Below are 13,873 nucleotides of genomic sequence, written 5' to 3'. Positions count from 1 at the left end.
AAAAATCCTCCCTCGGATTGGTGATTGGCCCCGCGCTAAGACGCGTCCTCAGCGGCTGGGCGCGAGTTTTGCCCTAAGCCGCTGCTCCAGGCGATCCGTTTCCCCGCTGATGGTGAGCGACTTGATGCGGGATTTTGCCCCGCCAGTCACGCGTACAGTGCTTTTGGGCACTTCCAGCCAGCGGGCAATGAGTTTTTCAACCGCCGCGTTGGCTTCCCCCTCGGCGGGAACCGCACGCACGCGCGCGGCAAACGCCACCCCTTCCGCGCTTGGGATGACGCCATCAACGCTTTCTATCGAGGATTTAGGGGTCAGGCGCACGCGCACGATGACGCACCCATCCCCTGCCCGCCACGGTTGTTCGGCCGAGCTCATCCGCCCGCGATAACCAGATCCCGCAGCGTGCCAAGCACTACGCTCTGCACAAAGAAGCAGCCCAGCAGCAGAATCACCGGCGACAGATCCAGGCCGCCGAGGTTCGGCAGCAAATTGCGGATCGGACGCAGCAGCGGCTCGGTGACCGCGTTGAGGCCCTGCCAGATGGCACGAACGGTATTGTTGTATGGATTGACGACGCCAAAGGCCATCAGCCAGCTCAAGATAACGCTGGCGATAACGACATAGACGTAAAGCTGGACGAGGTAGCCGGCAAAATCGATCAGGCGGAGAAGTAACATCGTGCTGCGCTCCCGTGCTGCAGCGCCACGTTTAACCTTGGTCGGGGGCAACGGGCAAGCCACATGGACTGTACGCGGTGAGCGGACGCTGAAAGCTGCTCCTTCAAAACGCAAACATCGGCAGCATCAGAGAGGTCGGACGCGGCCGTGTTGCAGGAGCGACTAGTTGCAGCCGGCGCAGCATCGACCAAGTCACACCGGCCGCGACCCGGCTCAAGCGTTGGCTACGGAGGCGTGCTGCGGCGGCGGTGGTGGCGTCTCGCTGGCCGCTCCGGTGCGCTGCGCCAGACGTGCCAGCACCTCTTCCGTCAGAGCGCGCACTGCCGAACCCACCTGGCCCGGATATTTCGCGAAGTAGCTGCGCTCGTAACTTTGGAAATTTGCAGCATCCTGCAGCGCTGACATGCGCGGTATGGCCTGCGTGAAACACGCGTTGTCCGGATTGGACTCCAGCCAGCGGTGATATTCCTCATCGGAAGGAGACGTTGCTTCCTTGAGGTTGACGATAACGCCTAGATTTTCGGCGAAACCCATTTCCGGATTCAGCGCCTTGAAGCGCCGGAATACCTCAAGCCCGCACACCGACACGTAATCGGCCTTGGTAGGCGAAACATGAAAATCCGCTTCGCGTAGCCAGCACTCCGTCAGAACGGAAAGCCCCGGCGGGCAATCGATCAACACGATGTCGAACACGCGGCGCACGCCATTCAGCAATTCGCCGATGACCTCGCGCAGCCGCCCGTGCAGATTTTCCTTCGAGACTTCGCGCTCCAGCAACGTGAGTTGCATATCGCTTGGCAGCAGGAACAGCGAACGCGCATCATCGACATCCGATACATTGCGCACGATGTACTTCGGCCAATCAATCACCTGCCCCTTCAGCACGCGGGCGTGCAGGTAATCGACGATCGTCGCGCCGTCGCTCTGCAGCTTGTAGAGGCTCGACACCGACATGAGCATGCTCGACACGCTGGCCTGCGCATCGCTGTCGATCACCAGCACGTTCTTGCCGTGATAGGCCGAGATGGTCTCAGCCAGCGCCAGAACCAGCGTCGACTTGCCGACGCCGCCCTTGGTGTTCATCACTGCAATGGAATTGCGCATACCAGACGGACTTCCTCAAAATGCGCCACGCGGGATAGTCCCCAGCTGGAGGCCGTGGCCGACGTTATCAATGGCCGCTGAATATGGCAGCCATGGGAACGGGCCACAACGCACACAAATTGCCCGTCAGAAATAGCGGCCGATAAACCTTGCAACCAGAGCATCTGTCACCTTTCTGTCGCCTTTAACGGTTGAAAGGTGAGATTGACCGCCCCGGATACCTCCAAGAGGCCCAGCCATGGCTCACGCGCCGACGCTTTCACTGCCCCGCCCACTCACCGCCATTCTCGTCGCCACCGTGACTCTCATGCTGGCCGGGTGCGGCATTAACACCATCCCGACGTACGAGCAGGACGCCAAGGCAGCTTGGTCCGAGGTGCTCAATCAGTACAAGCGGCGCGCCGATCTGATCCCGAACCTGGTTGAAACCGTGAAGGGCTTCGCCGATCAGGAGCGCACGGTTCTTACCGATGTTGTCGAAGCGCGCGCAAAAGCCACGCAGGCTCAGATCAACATCCCGGCTGACATCCTCACCAACCCGGAAGCGATGCAGAAATTCCAGGATGCGCAGAACCAGCTCGGTGGTGCACTCGGGCGCCTGATGGCTGTCGTTGAGCGCTATCCTGATATCAAGTCGGGCCAGAACTTCCTGGCGCTGCAAAGCCAGATCGAAGGCACGGAAAACCGCATCGCCATCGCGCGGCGCGATTACATTCAGTCTGTCCGGGCCTACAACACCGAGATCACAACCTTCCCCGGCCGCATCTGGCGCGCTGTGATGTATCCGTCGGCTAAGGAAATGGCGACGTTCGACATCCCGGCTGAAGAGATGAAGGCTCCGAAGGTCGATTTCGGCACCGGCACCAAGCAGTAACCGGCGCCCTTGAGGAGACGCGCAATGCACGCGGCCGCAAGCGCTTCGCCGTTGAGCCGGGCGGCGCAACGCCCGGCTATGGTGACATGGCCAGCGTTAGTGTGCGCCGTCGCGTGCGCGCTGCTGCTGGCAAGCGCTGGCGTTACATGGGCGGCGCCCACCTTCCCCGCACTCACAGGTCGCATCGTCGATGAAGCGAACCTGCTGACGCCGCAGCAGCGCGCCGACATCGACGCGCAACTGACCGAGCTTGAGGAGATTTCAACCGATCAGGTGGCGGTCGTTACCCTCAACTCGCTGCAGGGTTATGCCATTGAGGATTACGGCTATCAGCTTGGCCGCAACTGGGGCATCGGCCAGAAGGACAAAGACAACGGCGTGCTGCTGATCGTTGCGCCCAACGAGCGCAAGGTGCGCATCGAAGTTGGGCGCGGCCTTGAGCCGACCATGACGGACGCAATGTCCAGCCTGATCGTGCACAACGCCATTCTGCCTCAGTTCCGCCAGGGCAACTTCGCGGGCGGCATCGAAGCCGGCGTGCGCGATATAAAAGACGTGTTGCTGGGCGACGCCGAAGCGGTGAAAGAACGCGCACGCGCGGCCCGCACCGCCGACGATCTCGACATGTGGTCGATCATTCTGATCATGTTCTGGCTGGGCATCACGCTGTTCGTCATTTTCGCGGTCGTGCAGTCCATCAATACCTCTCCGCAGGCTGTGGCCGGTCAACGGCGGCGAGCAGCGCGCGGCCCAATCGTGATCCCCGGCAACTACGGAGGCTGGGGTGGTGGCTGGCCCGGCGGCGGCGGTGGCGGCGGATGGTCCGGCGGCGGTGGCGGATTTGGCGGCGGCGGGTCGTCGGGAAGCTGGTGATGGACAACGGCACGGCAGCGGTAGCATCAACGCGGGAGACATCGGCATGAGCATGTTTTCAGCCGCCGACAAGGAACGCATCTCCGCTGCCATCAGTGAGGCGGAGCGGAATACTTCAGGCGAGATTGTCGTCGTCGTTGCGGCGCAGAGCGACGGCTATCACTATGTGCCGCCGTTGGTTGCAGCGATCATTGCGCTGCTGGTGCCGTGGGTGCTGATCTATTTCACGCACCTCGGCCTCGTGCAGATCTATCTGATCCAGCTGGCCGTGTTCGCGCTGATAACCGCGCTGCTGATGCCGCTGCCAATGCGTACCGCTCTGGTGCCGGCCAGCATTAAGCACCTGCATGCGCGCCGCCGGGCGATGGAGCAGTTTCTGGTTCAGAATCTCGACACCACCGCAGGACGCACCGGCGTGCTGCTGTTCATTTCCTGCGCCGAGCATCACGCCGAGATCATCGCCGACCGCGCGATCAACAACTACGTGCCCGAAGGCGTCTGGCAGCAGATCATCGACGAATTGACCGAACACATCGGTGAGGGCCGGGCGACGGATGGCTTCGTTGTTGCGATTGGGGCCATCGGCGACGAACTGGCGCGGCATTTCCCGCCGGGCGATGACGATGCCGACGACCTGCCGGACCATCTGATCATCCTGCCCTGACACGGGCGCGGCGAAGGGGCGCCAAGCCCGCTCGCCTTCACCATTTTCGGCTCGAAGGCCCGAGCGCTGGCGCAAAAATTGACGCCCAGCCGCCCCAAGCGCCGCCATCTTTCATGCTATAGGCTCCCCCGCAGAATTGAACGGGGAAGACGATCGTGGATATGGCTACGCCTCAAACCGGCGCAACAGCGACGGCCCGCGCGCCGCTCAGGGCGCGCATTTCGTGGATGCTGTTCGACTGGTCGGTGCAGCCGTTTTACACGCTGATCCTCACCTTCCTGTTCGCGCCCTACTTCGCCAACGTGGTGGTCGGCGATGGTCCGCAAGGCCAATCGATGTGGGGCTTCGGCGCCGCCATTGCGGGTATTTTCATCGCCCTCGGCAGCCCATTCCTCGGCGCTTTCGCCGATGGACGCGGCCAGCGTAAACCATGGATCGCGCTGTTCTCCGTCATCCTCGCCATTGCAATGGCCTCGCTGTGGATCGCAACACCCGCAGCGCCATCCTCCACGATCTATCTGGTGCTGCTCGCCTTCATCATCGCCACGGTATGCGCTGAATATACAGCCGTGTTCACCAACGCGATCATGCCCAGCCTGGTGCCGCAAAGCGAACTGGGCCGACTTTCCGGTTCGGGATGGGCCTGCGGTTATTTCGGCGGGCTCGCCAGCCTGTTCCTCGTTGCCGGCCTGATCGTGCCGATGGGCGACCGCGGCACAACCATGTTCGGCCTCGATCCGCTGCTGCCGCTCGACACCAGCACACGCGAAGGCGACCGCATCGTCGGCCCGCTATCGGCGGTCTGGTATCTGGTGTTCATGATCCCGTTCTTCCTGTTCGTGCCGGACATCAAACAGAAGCGGGTGCACGATGGCCGCCCCGCCACGGCAGAACTGTGGGACACGGTGCGCGCGCTGCCGCAGAACCGCGACATGCTTTTCTTCCTGGCCGCACGCATGATCTACACGGACGGCCTCACAGCCATCTTCACCTTCGGCGGCATCTATGGTGCGTCAGTGTTCGGCTGGGGACCGCTTGAACTGGGCATCTTCGGCATCATCCTGACGCTGATCGGTGCGTTCGGCGCGCTCATCGGCGGCGTGCTCGATGATCACATCAGCGCCAAGTTCGTGATCGTAACGGCGCTGTTCCTGCTGCTGCTCGGCGCCATCGGCATCCTGTCGGTCGACAAGAACCACGTGCTGTTCTTCCTCGATGTCGCGCCGAAGGAAGCTGGTTCGGGGCCGTTCTCATCTGCGGGCGAACAGGTGTTCCTGGCGTTCGCAATCGTCGTCGGCCTCGTCGCGGCGCCGGTGCAGTCGTCCAGCCGCTCGCTGCTGGCGCGACTGGCCCCGCCGGACAAGATCACCCAATATTTTGGCCTGTTCGCCTTTTCCGGCAAGGTAACGGCATTCCTGGCGCCGCTGCTGGTAGCACTGGTTACGGCCGTCACCCAGAGCCAGCGCATCGGCATGGCAGCGATCACGCTGTTCCTCATCGTCGGCATGGCTCTCATGGCCAAGGTGCGGATGCCGGCAAGACGCGATTAACAACGGCTGAGTTTCAGTCTTGCGCCTATCGGGGCGCCTCTGGTCGCGAGATCGGGGGCGCCTTATCTTTCCTTGGTCGGCCGATGCTTCAGGCCCGTCTGCGGCACGTGTTGGCATGGATCAATACGCCGGACACACTTCGGCGCCATGATCCTCCGGCCCTTTGATCGAAGCGGCAATGAGGAGTTCGTTTCATGCACCGCGCTTTACCGTTGCTTGCCGCCCTGATGCTGCCACTCGCCGCCGTCGCTGAACCGGCGACCGACAAGCCCCAGACGGATACGCCGCCGCCAGCAGCAACCGAAGCCGATCCCGCTCCGCCGCAACGCTCGGCCTCCGAGGTGATCGACGACGCCAAGAGCGCCACCAACGCCGCCATCGATGCCGCCAAGGAAGCGCTTCTGAAGGCGATCGATCAGGCCAAGGAGAATGCCGCGACCAGCATCGACGAAGGCAAGAAGGCCAGCGAAGACGCTCTCGACGATGCCCGCGAGGCAACGACGCTGATGGACAAGGCGGCAGAAGCCGTGCGCGAGGTGCTGGACAAGGCTAAGCAGGCGACGTCCGAGGTGCTCGACAAGGCTAAGGAAGCTGCGGAAGAATTCAATGCGCCGAAGGACGAAACGGCGAAGGATAAGCCGGAAACCCTGTCGCCACCGAACATTGGCCAGGGCGACAAGCAGCCCTCCGATGGCGGTAGCGGCCGCACCGTCGATCCCGAAACACAGAAGTGGCACTGACGGTTGATCGCAGATCAGAGCCCGACGTCAGCTATTTGCTGTGCCGCATTTAACTCAAGTCGCGATCCTCACGCCGCAACTGGTGTGATCGCGTGATCGCACGCCTCGCACGTCCCGATCCGCATCGCACAGCGCACAAAAGAAAACCGCGGCCGCACCGACCGTGATGAACACGGAAGGTGGGCCGCGGCTATCATTGGGCCTTGATGCCTGCGCCGATTATGGCTGCGCTGGCGTCTCGGTGGCCGGAGGCGTTGCTTCCTCAGCGTTCGGCTCAGGAGCAGCCGGAGCAGCTTCGGCCGGGGCTTCAGCAGCAGGCTCGTGGGCCGGCTCAGCCATCGGCTCAGGGGCAGCAGGTGCTTCAGCAGCCGGAGCAGATTCAGCAGCAGGCTCCCCGGCAGGCGCAGCCAGCGGCTCAGACGCTGCAGGAGCGTCAGCGGCAGGCGTCGTTGCGGTCGGCAGCGGCGAATACATGTAGATCACGCCAGCCGCGATGGCGGCCAGAATGACGGCATAGATGATTGCGCGGGCAAAAGTGTTCACGGTGAAAGTCCCCGATTAGAATGATACATCCACCTTAGGGCTTTCAGCGAATAACGACAATAAAACGTCAGTGATGCAAACTGCGGTGTCGCGACGCTATCGGGCTGGCAGTTCTGCAACACTTAGACTTGCATCAGCACGCGCAAAATTGGCGGCAGGCGACTGTTAGAAACGGAAGTTAGAACCGATCAAGCGGCGCTCACCGGGTACGCATTCGCGCCTCATGCGCGATTGAACATGGTCAGCGCTTCGGTCGCTCCGCCAACATGAACCATGACAGCCCCATGTACGGATCGTTCCAGATTCGCTGCCAGCGAAACCCCGCCTTTTCATAGGCCCGCACAGCGCGCTCATTTCGGATCGAGGGGAACACGCACACCGCTGTCGCCAGCGTGGTGCTGAAAACCTCGTCTTTCAGTAGTGCCAGCGCAGTCTGCCCGGCACCTTTGCCGCGATGATTTTCAGACGCGATGAACAGATCGAGATCCCAGGTTCCGGCGGGCAAGTCCTGCGGCAGCTGATCGCCCCACGCGGTGGCATCGATCGCGTGCGCGTAGCCGACTGGCGTGCCATCAACCTCGATCATCCGGCACAGCGCATGGCGCGAGCCCATGGCGATGTTGACCTCTGCCTCCGTTGCCGAGCGCGGCCCCCACCAAGCTTCGATGTCGGCGCGCCCCAGCCAGCCACGTATGAGATCCCAGTCGGCGCGGCTGGCCGGTCGCAAGCGGACACTTTCCGCTCCGCCCGCCATCGTCATCAGTGCCGGAAGTGGCGCACGCCCGTGAACACCATGGCGAGGCCCTTTTCATCGGCGGCTGCGATCACTTCATCGTCGCGCATCGAGCCACCGGGCTGGATTACCGCCGTCGCTCCGGCCTCCGCAGCCGTCAGCAGACCATCCGCAAACGGGAAAAACGCATCCGACGCCACCACCGATCCCCGCGTCAGCGGTTCGGTGGCGCCAATCGCAGCGGCGGCATCGGCAGACTTCTGCGCGGCGATGCGGGTGGAATCGACGCGGCTCATCTGGCCGGCACCGATGCCGACCGTCGCGCCGTCCCTGGCGTAGACAATGGCGTTGGACTTTACGTGCTTGGCCACGCGGAACGCGAACAGCAGGTCGGCAAGTTCCTCCGCCGTCGGCGCGCGCTTCGTGACCACCTTCAGATCGGACGCGCGGATCACGCCACTATCGCGCGACTGCACCAGCAGCCCGCCCGCCAACGAGCGCACCGTAATTCCGGCTGCAGCGGGATCAGGCAGTCCGCCTGTCGTCAGCAGCCGGAGGTTTTTCTTGGCCGCGAAAATCGCCGCTGCTTCCTCGGTCACGCGCGGAGCGATGACAACCTCGGTGAACACCTTCACGATTTCTTCCGCAGCTTCCGCATCAAGCGTTCCGTTCAGCGCCACGATGCCACCGAAAGCGCTCACCGGATCGCAACGCAGCGCCTTGCGATAGGCATCAACAAGGCTTTCACCGCACGCGACACCGCTGGGATTTGCGTGTTTGATGATCGCGACAGCGGGGCGCTCAACACCAAGCTCGGCAACCAGCTCGAACGCGGCGTCGGTGTCGTTCAGGTTGTTGTAGGAAAGCTCCTTACCCTGATGCTGCACGGCGTTGGCAACACCGGGGCGCGCTTCGCCCGTGGCATAAAATGCTGCGTGCTGATGCGGGTTCTCGCCGTAACGCAGCGGCGAGCGCAAACGTCCGCCAACGGTGCGATAGGCCGGCGTTTCTTCACCCAGCACACCCGCAAACCAGTTGCTGATCGCAGCATCATAGGCGGCGGTGCGGGCATAGGCCTTCGCGGCCAGTTGGCGACGCAGTTCCGGTGTCGTTGCACCTTTGTTGGCGCGCATCGCATCTAGCACGGCGGCGTAGTCATCGGGTTCGATAACAACCGTCACGCCGGCATGGTTCTTCGCAGCGCCGCGGATCAGCGCCGGACCGCCAATGTCGATATTCTCGATGCAGTCGTCGAAATCCGCACCCTTCGCCACCGTCGCTTCAAACGGATAGAGGTTCACCACCAGCAGATCGATCGGCGCGATGCCATGCTCCGCCACCTGAGCATCGTGGCTGGCATCCCCACGAATGGCCAGCAAACCGCCGTGCACCATCGGATGCAGCGTCTTCACCCGGCCATCCAGCATCTCGGGAAAGCCCGTCACTTCCGAGACGTCCTTCACCGCGAGACCTTCAGTGCGCAGCGCAGAAGCGGTGCCACCGGTAGAAAGGAGCTCCACGCCCATGTCCGCAAGGGCGCGCGCAAATTCAATCAGGCCACTCTTGTCGGAAACGGAAAGCAGCGCGCGGCGAATAGGCAGGTTTTCAGTCATTCCAGGTCTCTGTTGCTTCGGGCAATCTTTCGACCACCCAACTCACTTCGGTTTCGCCGAACGTCGCGCCACGCAGAACAATCTGCATTGAAGGGCGCGGAACCGGACTGCCCGCAAAGTGCGAGCTCTCTTCGATACACAGCGTTGCGCCCCGCACACTAAGGCGCCACAGCTGGCCGTCCGGCAGCGTTACTACGGCTTCTCGCGGCGTTTCACCCAACTCCAGACGTACGCCCGGCATCAGGTGGAAGTGGATCGCGAACGGCAGGTCATCGCGCAGCCGCAACTGCCCCTGCACCCCGCTCAGCCGATCTACGCCCGTCAGCCGCAGGCCGTCAGTGTCCAGACGCAGCGTGCGCGTATGGACAAGCTCGTGCCGGCGGCAATAGCCATCGTGGCTGGCCTGCAGCACGGTCTCGCCCTCGCACTCTTCAATACGCCAGTCGACCCGGTCGGGATACCGGATCGGCGGGGAGCCCAACAGAGCCTCCAGCTTGCGGTGGGCGATAAGCCGCGCCGACGATCTGTCCGCCAGCGTCAGCGTATTGTGGCTGGCGGTTGCACGCGCGGCCGGGCCCCATTCAGCCCCGGAAAGGCAGGGCGCGCCGCTGTTAACGAATAAAGGTACGGCGCCAGCGCTCATTTCAAACGAAAGACATCCCGCATGCGCGCTGGACGAGAGCGCCAACTGCGGCGGGCTGCCGACATCGGCAAGGATCACCGTGCTGCCCCGCCGCAAGCGCGCGTAACCGGAAGCCCGCGCCTCAATCAACGGTGGACGCGAGTTGTCGTCATAGGCGGCAACGGTCGCAACAGCGGCAGCCGATACACCCGGCGCGCCGTTGAAACGCGCCAGCATGCCGTCTCCCAGACGCAGATAGTGCAGCATCGGCACCATCACATTCAGCGCGCGCTGCAATTGGTCCGGCAACGGCTGCTCGCGGGCGGTGAAGCACTGGCTCAGCGGCAGCAGGTCGAGCAGCAGATCCGCCAGCACCGCCGGATTGCGCGTCACATGCCCGCCATCGGCCAATATCTGCCAGGCCAGTTCGGCGTTGAGATTTGCTTCAACATCACGCGCGTGTCGATCGAAACCGGCGATGGAAAGCACGGCGAACGACAGCGCGATATCGACCAGCAGGCGCGGATAGCCCATCGGGGCGTCCTTGCGCACTGACGCAAGTGAAGCGAACTGCCGGCGCAGACTGCCGGTAATCGCCGTATAAGTTGAGCGATCAGCATCTTCCAGCAGCAGGTTGGCGTGCGAGAGCCACGAAATCAGCCTGCGCGCGGCCACCTGCGGATCGGCCGCAACGCCACGGCGATCGTCGTCAAAGCCATCAATCCATTCCAGCGCCAGGCGCCGCGCGGTTGCGCTGGCACCCTCAACGTCGATGGCAGAGAGATTGCGCAACCAGCCGAAGCCATGCAGCTCTTGCGCCCAGGCCACGCTCGGCACCGGATCGACCTCAAACGGCGAGCGCCCGTTCAGCACCGCCACGGAACCGGCCAGCCCAAACTGGCCATAACCGATCTCGTCCCAGAAGCTTGGATCGGCGGTGCGCAGATCCTGCGGGACGATGAGCAGGTGTTCCAGCTCCGGCGCGGGCTCGACGAGCCGGCGTAGCGGCATGGTCAGCACGCCAGCCAAGCCAGTACGATGCGCGCCGTGCGCATGCAGCGCCGTTCTGCGCAAACGATCCTTGAGCGTCAGTTCCGCCATGTGAGCCCCGTACCGCCGCCTGTGACCGGGGGCCACGACGCAGAACTCCTGATTGCCCCTTCGTTCCGACTAACCCCGTCGCGGGGCTAATACAAGGCTGGGAGGCCGCTAGCCTGTGCGCAGCCGCATCGTCATGTAGCGAATCAGCTCTGGCGCACCAGTCGGGCGGCGTAAAACCCGTCCATTCCGACGAGTTTGTCCTGCTCGCCCGTCGGCAGCTCTGTCGCGTGGCCCGGCGTGAGGCTGGTGGGGGTGTGGAAAGGCAGCGTGCGCAGCTCGCCACGGGGCGTCAGCCATTCCGCCGCGATGCCTGATTCGCCCGCCTTGATGGGGGCCAGCTGAAATTGATCGTTCCGCTCCAGGAAGCGGGCAATCTGGCGCTCGCCTTCCTCGGCATCCAGCGAACAGGTGCAGTAGAGCAGCATGCCGCCCGGCGCGACCAGCTTGGCTGCCTGATCGAGCAGGCGCGACTGGATCTCGGCGAGGGCCGCAATGTCCTCCAGCCGCTTCAGGCGCAGAATGTCGGGATGGCGCCGGATGGTGCCGGTCGCGGTGCAGGGCACATCGAGCAGCACACCGTCGAACGTGCGCCCCGGCGTCCACTCGCCAGCATCCGCCGCAACCGTTTCCGCCGACAATCCCAACCGCGCAAGGTTCTGCTGCAGGCGTTCAATGCGCTGCGGCGACAGATCGAGCGCGGTCACTTCAGCACCGGCGGACACAAGCTGAGCCGTCTTGCCACCTGGCGCGGCGCATAGATCAACGATGCTCTTGCCGCGCACATCGCCCATCAGCTTTGCCGGCAGCGCAGCCGCAGCATCCTGAACCCACCACGCGCCTTCCGAAAAACCCGGCATGTCCTCGATGCGTCCACCCGCTGCGAGACGCACCGAACCGGTCGACAGCACCGTGCCGCCGAGCTTTTCAGCCCAGGCCTGCGGATCTGATTTCACCGAAATATCGAGCGGAGCTTCGGCAAGCGAAGCCGCGCCGATCTTACGCGCTGTGTCAGCGCCATAATTCTCGCGCCACCGCGTCATCAGCCACTGCGGAATATTGAGCGCCACGCCATCAAGCGCAGGCAACGCCTCCGCGCCTTCGCGACTTACGCGGCGCAGCAATGCATTGACCAGCTTGTTGAAGTGCGCCGCCTGGCGATCGCGCCGCGCCTGATCGACCGCCAGACCAACGGCCGCGTGTGGCGGCATTTGCAGGAAAAGAAGTTGCGCAGCACCGGCAAGCAATATCGGCCACAGCAGGCTTTTTTGTTTCTGCAGCGGCTTTTGCAGATAGCTGTCGAGGATCGCTTCAAGCTCGCCCTGCCGACGCAGAACCGTTGCAGCAATCAAACGCGCCAGTCCGCGGTCGCGCCCCTCCAGCCCATAGTCTTCAAACTGTTTGGCGGCGGCGGCTTCGAACGAGCGCCCTTCATTCAATACCGCAGCGATCACGCGTACCGCCGCTTCACGCGCCGCAAGACCCGGCGGCAATGGCGCATCCGACTTGTTCGACTTCTGACCCTGCAATGGCTTGCCAGAACCCTGGCCAGCACCCGGGCCTTTGCCGCGCGCAGGCCCCTTTGCAAAACCTTGCGAGCGGGAAGCGGGCCGCGATTTGGATTGAGATCGAGATCCTGACGCGGCCTCTTTAGTCACGTGCGCCTGCCTTGCTGGTTAAATGCTGCGGAATCGCGGGGCCCTTGTCCGACAGGACGCCCGTCGGAACAAGTCGCTAAACCGCAGCGGCCAAGATGGCGCAGTTAGCCCCACGGACCGCTATTGCCGCTGCGCCCAGCCTGACGCTGCTGCGAGCCCTGCCGCTGCTGCGACCATGGCCCGCCGTTGTCCTCCGCATAGCCCTGACGGCTGTCATCAGCATAGCGCGGCGCTGAGCCTCCGCCCATACGGCTTGCCTGCTGCTCCAGCGCTGCAATTCGGTTGCCCGTATTGGGATGGGTGGAGAACAGGTTGTCCATACCCCAGCCCTGCAGCGGATTGATGATGAACAGCGACGCCGTTGCAGGCACGGCCTCCGCCTCCTCGTTCGGAATGCGGTGCGCGTAGTTCTCGATCTTGCCGAGCGCCGACGCGAGCCACAGCGGCTGACCGCAGATCTCGCCGCCCATACGGTCGGCCACATACTCGCGCGAACGGCTGATCGCCATCTGCACCAGCATTGCCGCCAGCGGCGCAACGATGATCGCCATCAGCGTCCCGACTATGCCCATGATGCCGCCACCGCCTTCACGGTTGCCGCCACCGAACATGGCGCCGAATTGCATGTACTGGGCCAGCATCGACACCGCGCCGCCGATCGCGGCTGCGATGGTCATCGTCAGCGTGTCGTAATTCTTGATGTGCGCCAGTTCGTGCGCCATCACGCCGGCGATTTCTTCGCGGCTCATCGCCTGCAGCAAACCTGTCGAAGCACAAACGGCCGCATTCTGCGGATTGCGCCCGGTCGCGAACGCGTTCGGCTGCGCGCTCTCCATGATGTAGACGGCCGGCATCGGCAGTTCGGCCCGACGCGCCAGCTCGCGCACCAGATTGTAGTAGTCCGGCGCAGTGCGCTCATCCACCTGGCGCGCGCCGTACATGCGCAGCACCATCTTGTCCGAGTTCCAGTAGGTATAAAAGTTCATACCAAGCGCAAAGATGAAGGCAATGAGCATACCGCCCGTGCCACCGATCAAAGCGCCCATCGCCACAAATATCGCGGTCAGAGCCGCTAGCAGCATGGCCGTCTTGATATGATTCATTCTTGTCGCAGCTCCGCCATA

The 13,873-nt window shown here is 63.2% G+C and carries 14 protein-coding genes; 5 read left to right on the top strand and 9 right to left on the bottom strand.

What is annotated here, in order from left to right; translation table 11 throughout:
* Positions 1-48: 48 nt before the first annotated feature.
* The 3 genes from C6Y62_RS04710 to C6Y62_RS04700 form a co-directional block, all read right to left on the bottom strand.
* Entirely contained in the window at positions 49-375 is a 327-nt protein-coding gene (locus C6Y62_RS04710) for a DUF167 family protein (RefSeq protein WP_068459562.1), read from the bottom strand.
* A complete protein-coding gene (locus tag C6Y62_RS04705) occupies positions 372-677 on the bottom strand; it encodes a YggT family protein (RefSeq protein WP_173952948.1) in 306 nt (101 codons plus the stop codon). The genes C6Y62_RS04710 and C6Y62_RS04705 overlap by 4 nt, the downstream gene beginning before the upstream one ends.
* A 213-nt stretch (positions 678-890) precedes the next feature.
* Positions 891-1,781, bottom strand: coding sequence for a ParA family protein (locus tag C6Y62_RS04700; protein WP_068459566.1), 891 nt, complete (start codon positions 1,779-1,781; stop codon positions 891-893).
* 238 nt (positions 1,782-2,019) lie between these two features.
* On the opposite strand from C6Y62_RS04700, the gene C6Y62_RS04695 reads away from it, so the two are divergent.
* From C6Y62_RS04695 to C6Y62_RS04675, 5 genes are all read left to right on the top strand, one after another.
* Positions 2,020-2,655 carry a LemA family protein gene (locus C6Y62_RS04695; protein WP_068459567.1) on the top strand — a complete coding sequence of 212 codons (636 nt, stop codon included), beginning with the start codon at positions 2,020-2,022 and terminating at the stop codon, positions 2,653-2,655.
* A 24-nt stretch (positions 2,656-2,679) separates the two neighbouring features.
* A complete protein-coding gene (locus C6Y62_RS04690; RefSeq protein WP_173952947.1) occupies positions 2,680-3,528 on the top strand; it encodes a TPM domain-containing protein in 849 nt (282 codons plus the stop codon).
* A gap of 46 nt (positions 3,529-3,574) precedes the next feature.
* Positions 3,575-4,192 (top strand): TPM domain-containing protein, encoded by a 618-nt coding sequence (locus tag C6Y62_RS04685; protein ID WP_173952946.1) that lies wholly within the window; start codon positions 3,575-3,577, stop codon positions 4,190-4,192.
* Between the two features lie 161 nt (positions 4,193-4,353).
* Positions 4,354-5,742, top strand: a complete 1,389-nt coding sequence (locus C6Y62_RS04680) for an MFS transporter (RefSeq protein ID WP_173952945.1) — start codon at positions 4,354-4,356, stop codon at positions 5,740-5,742.
* 194 nt (positions 5,743-5,936) lie between these two features.
* A complete protein-coding gene (locus C6Y62_RS04675; protein WP_173952944.1) occupies positions 5,937-6,482 on the top strand; it encodes a hypothetical protein in 546 nt (181 codons plus the stop codon).
* Between the two features lie 219 nt (positions 6,483-6,701).
* Here C6Y62_RS04675 and C6Y62_RS04670 read toward each other — a convergent pair whose 3' ends face one another.
* The 6 genes from C6Y62_RS04670 to htpX all read right to left on the bottom strand — a co-directional run bounded on the left by C6Y62_RS04670 (position 6,702) and on the right by htpX (position 13,852).
* The gene (locus tag C6Y62_RS04670; RefSeq protein WP_068459574.1) at positions 6,702-7,025 is read right to left on the bottom strand and encodes a hypothetical protein; all 324 of its coding nucleotides are present in this window, start codon (positions 7,023-7,025) and stop codon (positions 6,702-6,704) included.
* Positions 7,026-7,266: 241 nt separating this feature from the next.
* Positions 7,267-7,752 (bottom strand): GNAT family N-acetyltransferase, encoded by a 486-nt coding sequence (locus tag C6Y62_RS04665; RefSeq protein ID WP_173952943.1) that lies wholly within the window; start codon positions 7,750-7,752, stop codon positions 7,267-7,269.
* 32 nt (positions 7,753-7,784) lie between these two features.
* Entirely contained in the window at positions 7,785-9,371 is a 1,587-nt protein-coding gene (purH, locus tag C6Y62_RS04660) for a bifunctional phosphoribosylaminoimidazolecarboxamide formyltransferase/IMP cyclohydrolase (protein WP_173952942.1), read from the bottom strand.
* Complete coding sequence (locus C6Y62_RS04655) at positions 9,364-11,094, bottom strand: heparinase II/III family protein (RefSeq protein WP_173952941.1); 1,731 nt, start codon at positions 11,092-11,094, stop codon at positions 9,364-9,366. Before C6Y62_RS04655 ends, purH begins: the two co-directional genes overlap by 8 nt.
* 143 nt (positions 11,095-11,237) lie before the next feature.
* Complete coding sequence (locus tag C6Y62_RS04650) at positions 11,238-12,620, bottom strand: RsmB/NOP family class I SAM-dependent RNA methyltransferase (RefSeq protein WP_173952940.1); 1,383 nt, start codon at positions 12,618-12,620, stop codon at positions 11,238-11,240.
* A gap of 233 nt (positions 12,621-12,853) precedes the next feature.
* On the bottom strand, positions 12,854-13,852 hold the full coding sequence (gene htpX, locus C6Y62_RS04645; RefSeq protein ID WP_173952939.1) for a zinc metalloprotease HtpX: 999 nt from the start codon (positions 13,850-13,852) through the stop codon (positions 12,854-12,856).
* Positions 13,853-13,873: the final 21 nt, after the last annotated feature.

This window comes from Hyphomicrobium sulfonivorans, assembly GCF_013306565.1.
In the GTDB taxonomy this organism is placed as follows: Bacteria; Pseudomonadota; Alphaproteobacteria; order Rhizobiales; family Hyphomicrobiaceae; genus Hyphomicrobium_A; species Hyphomicrobium_A sulfonivorans.
Note: the sequence above shows the minus strand (reverse complement) of the source record. Positions and strands in the feature narration are given on the sequence as shown.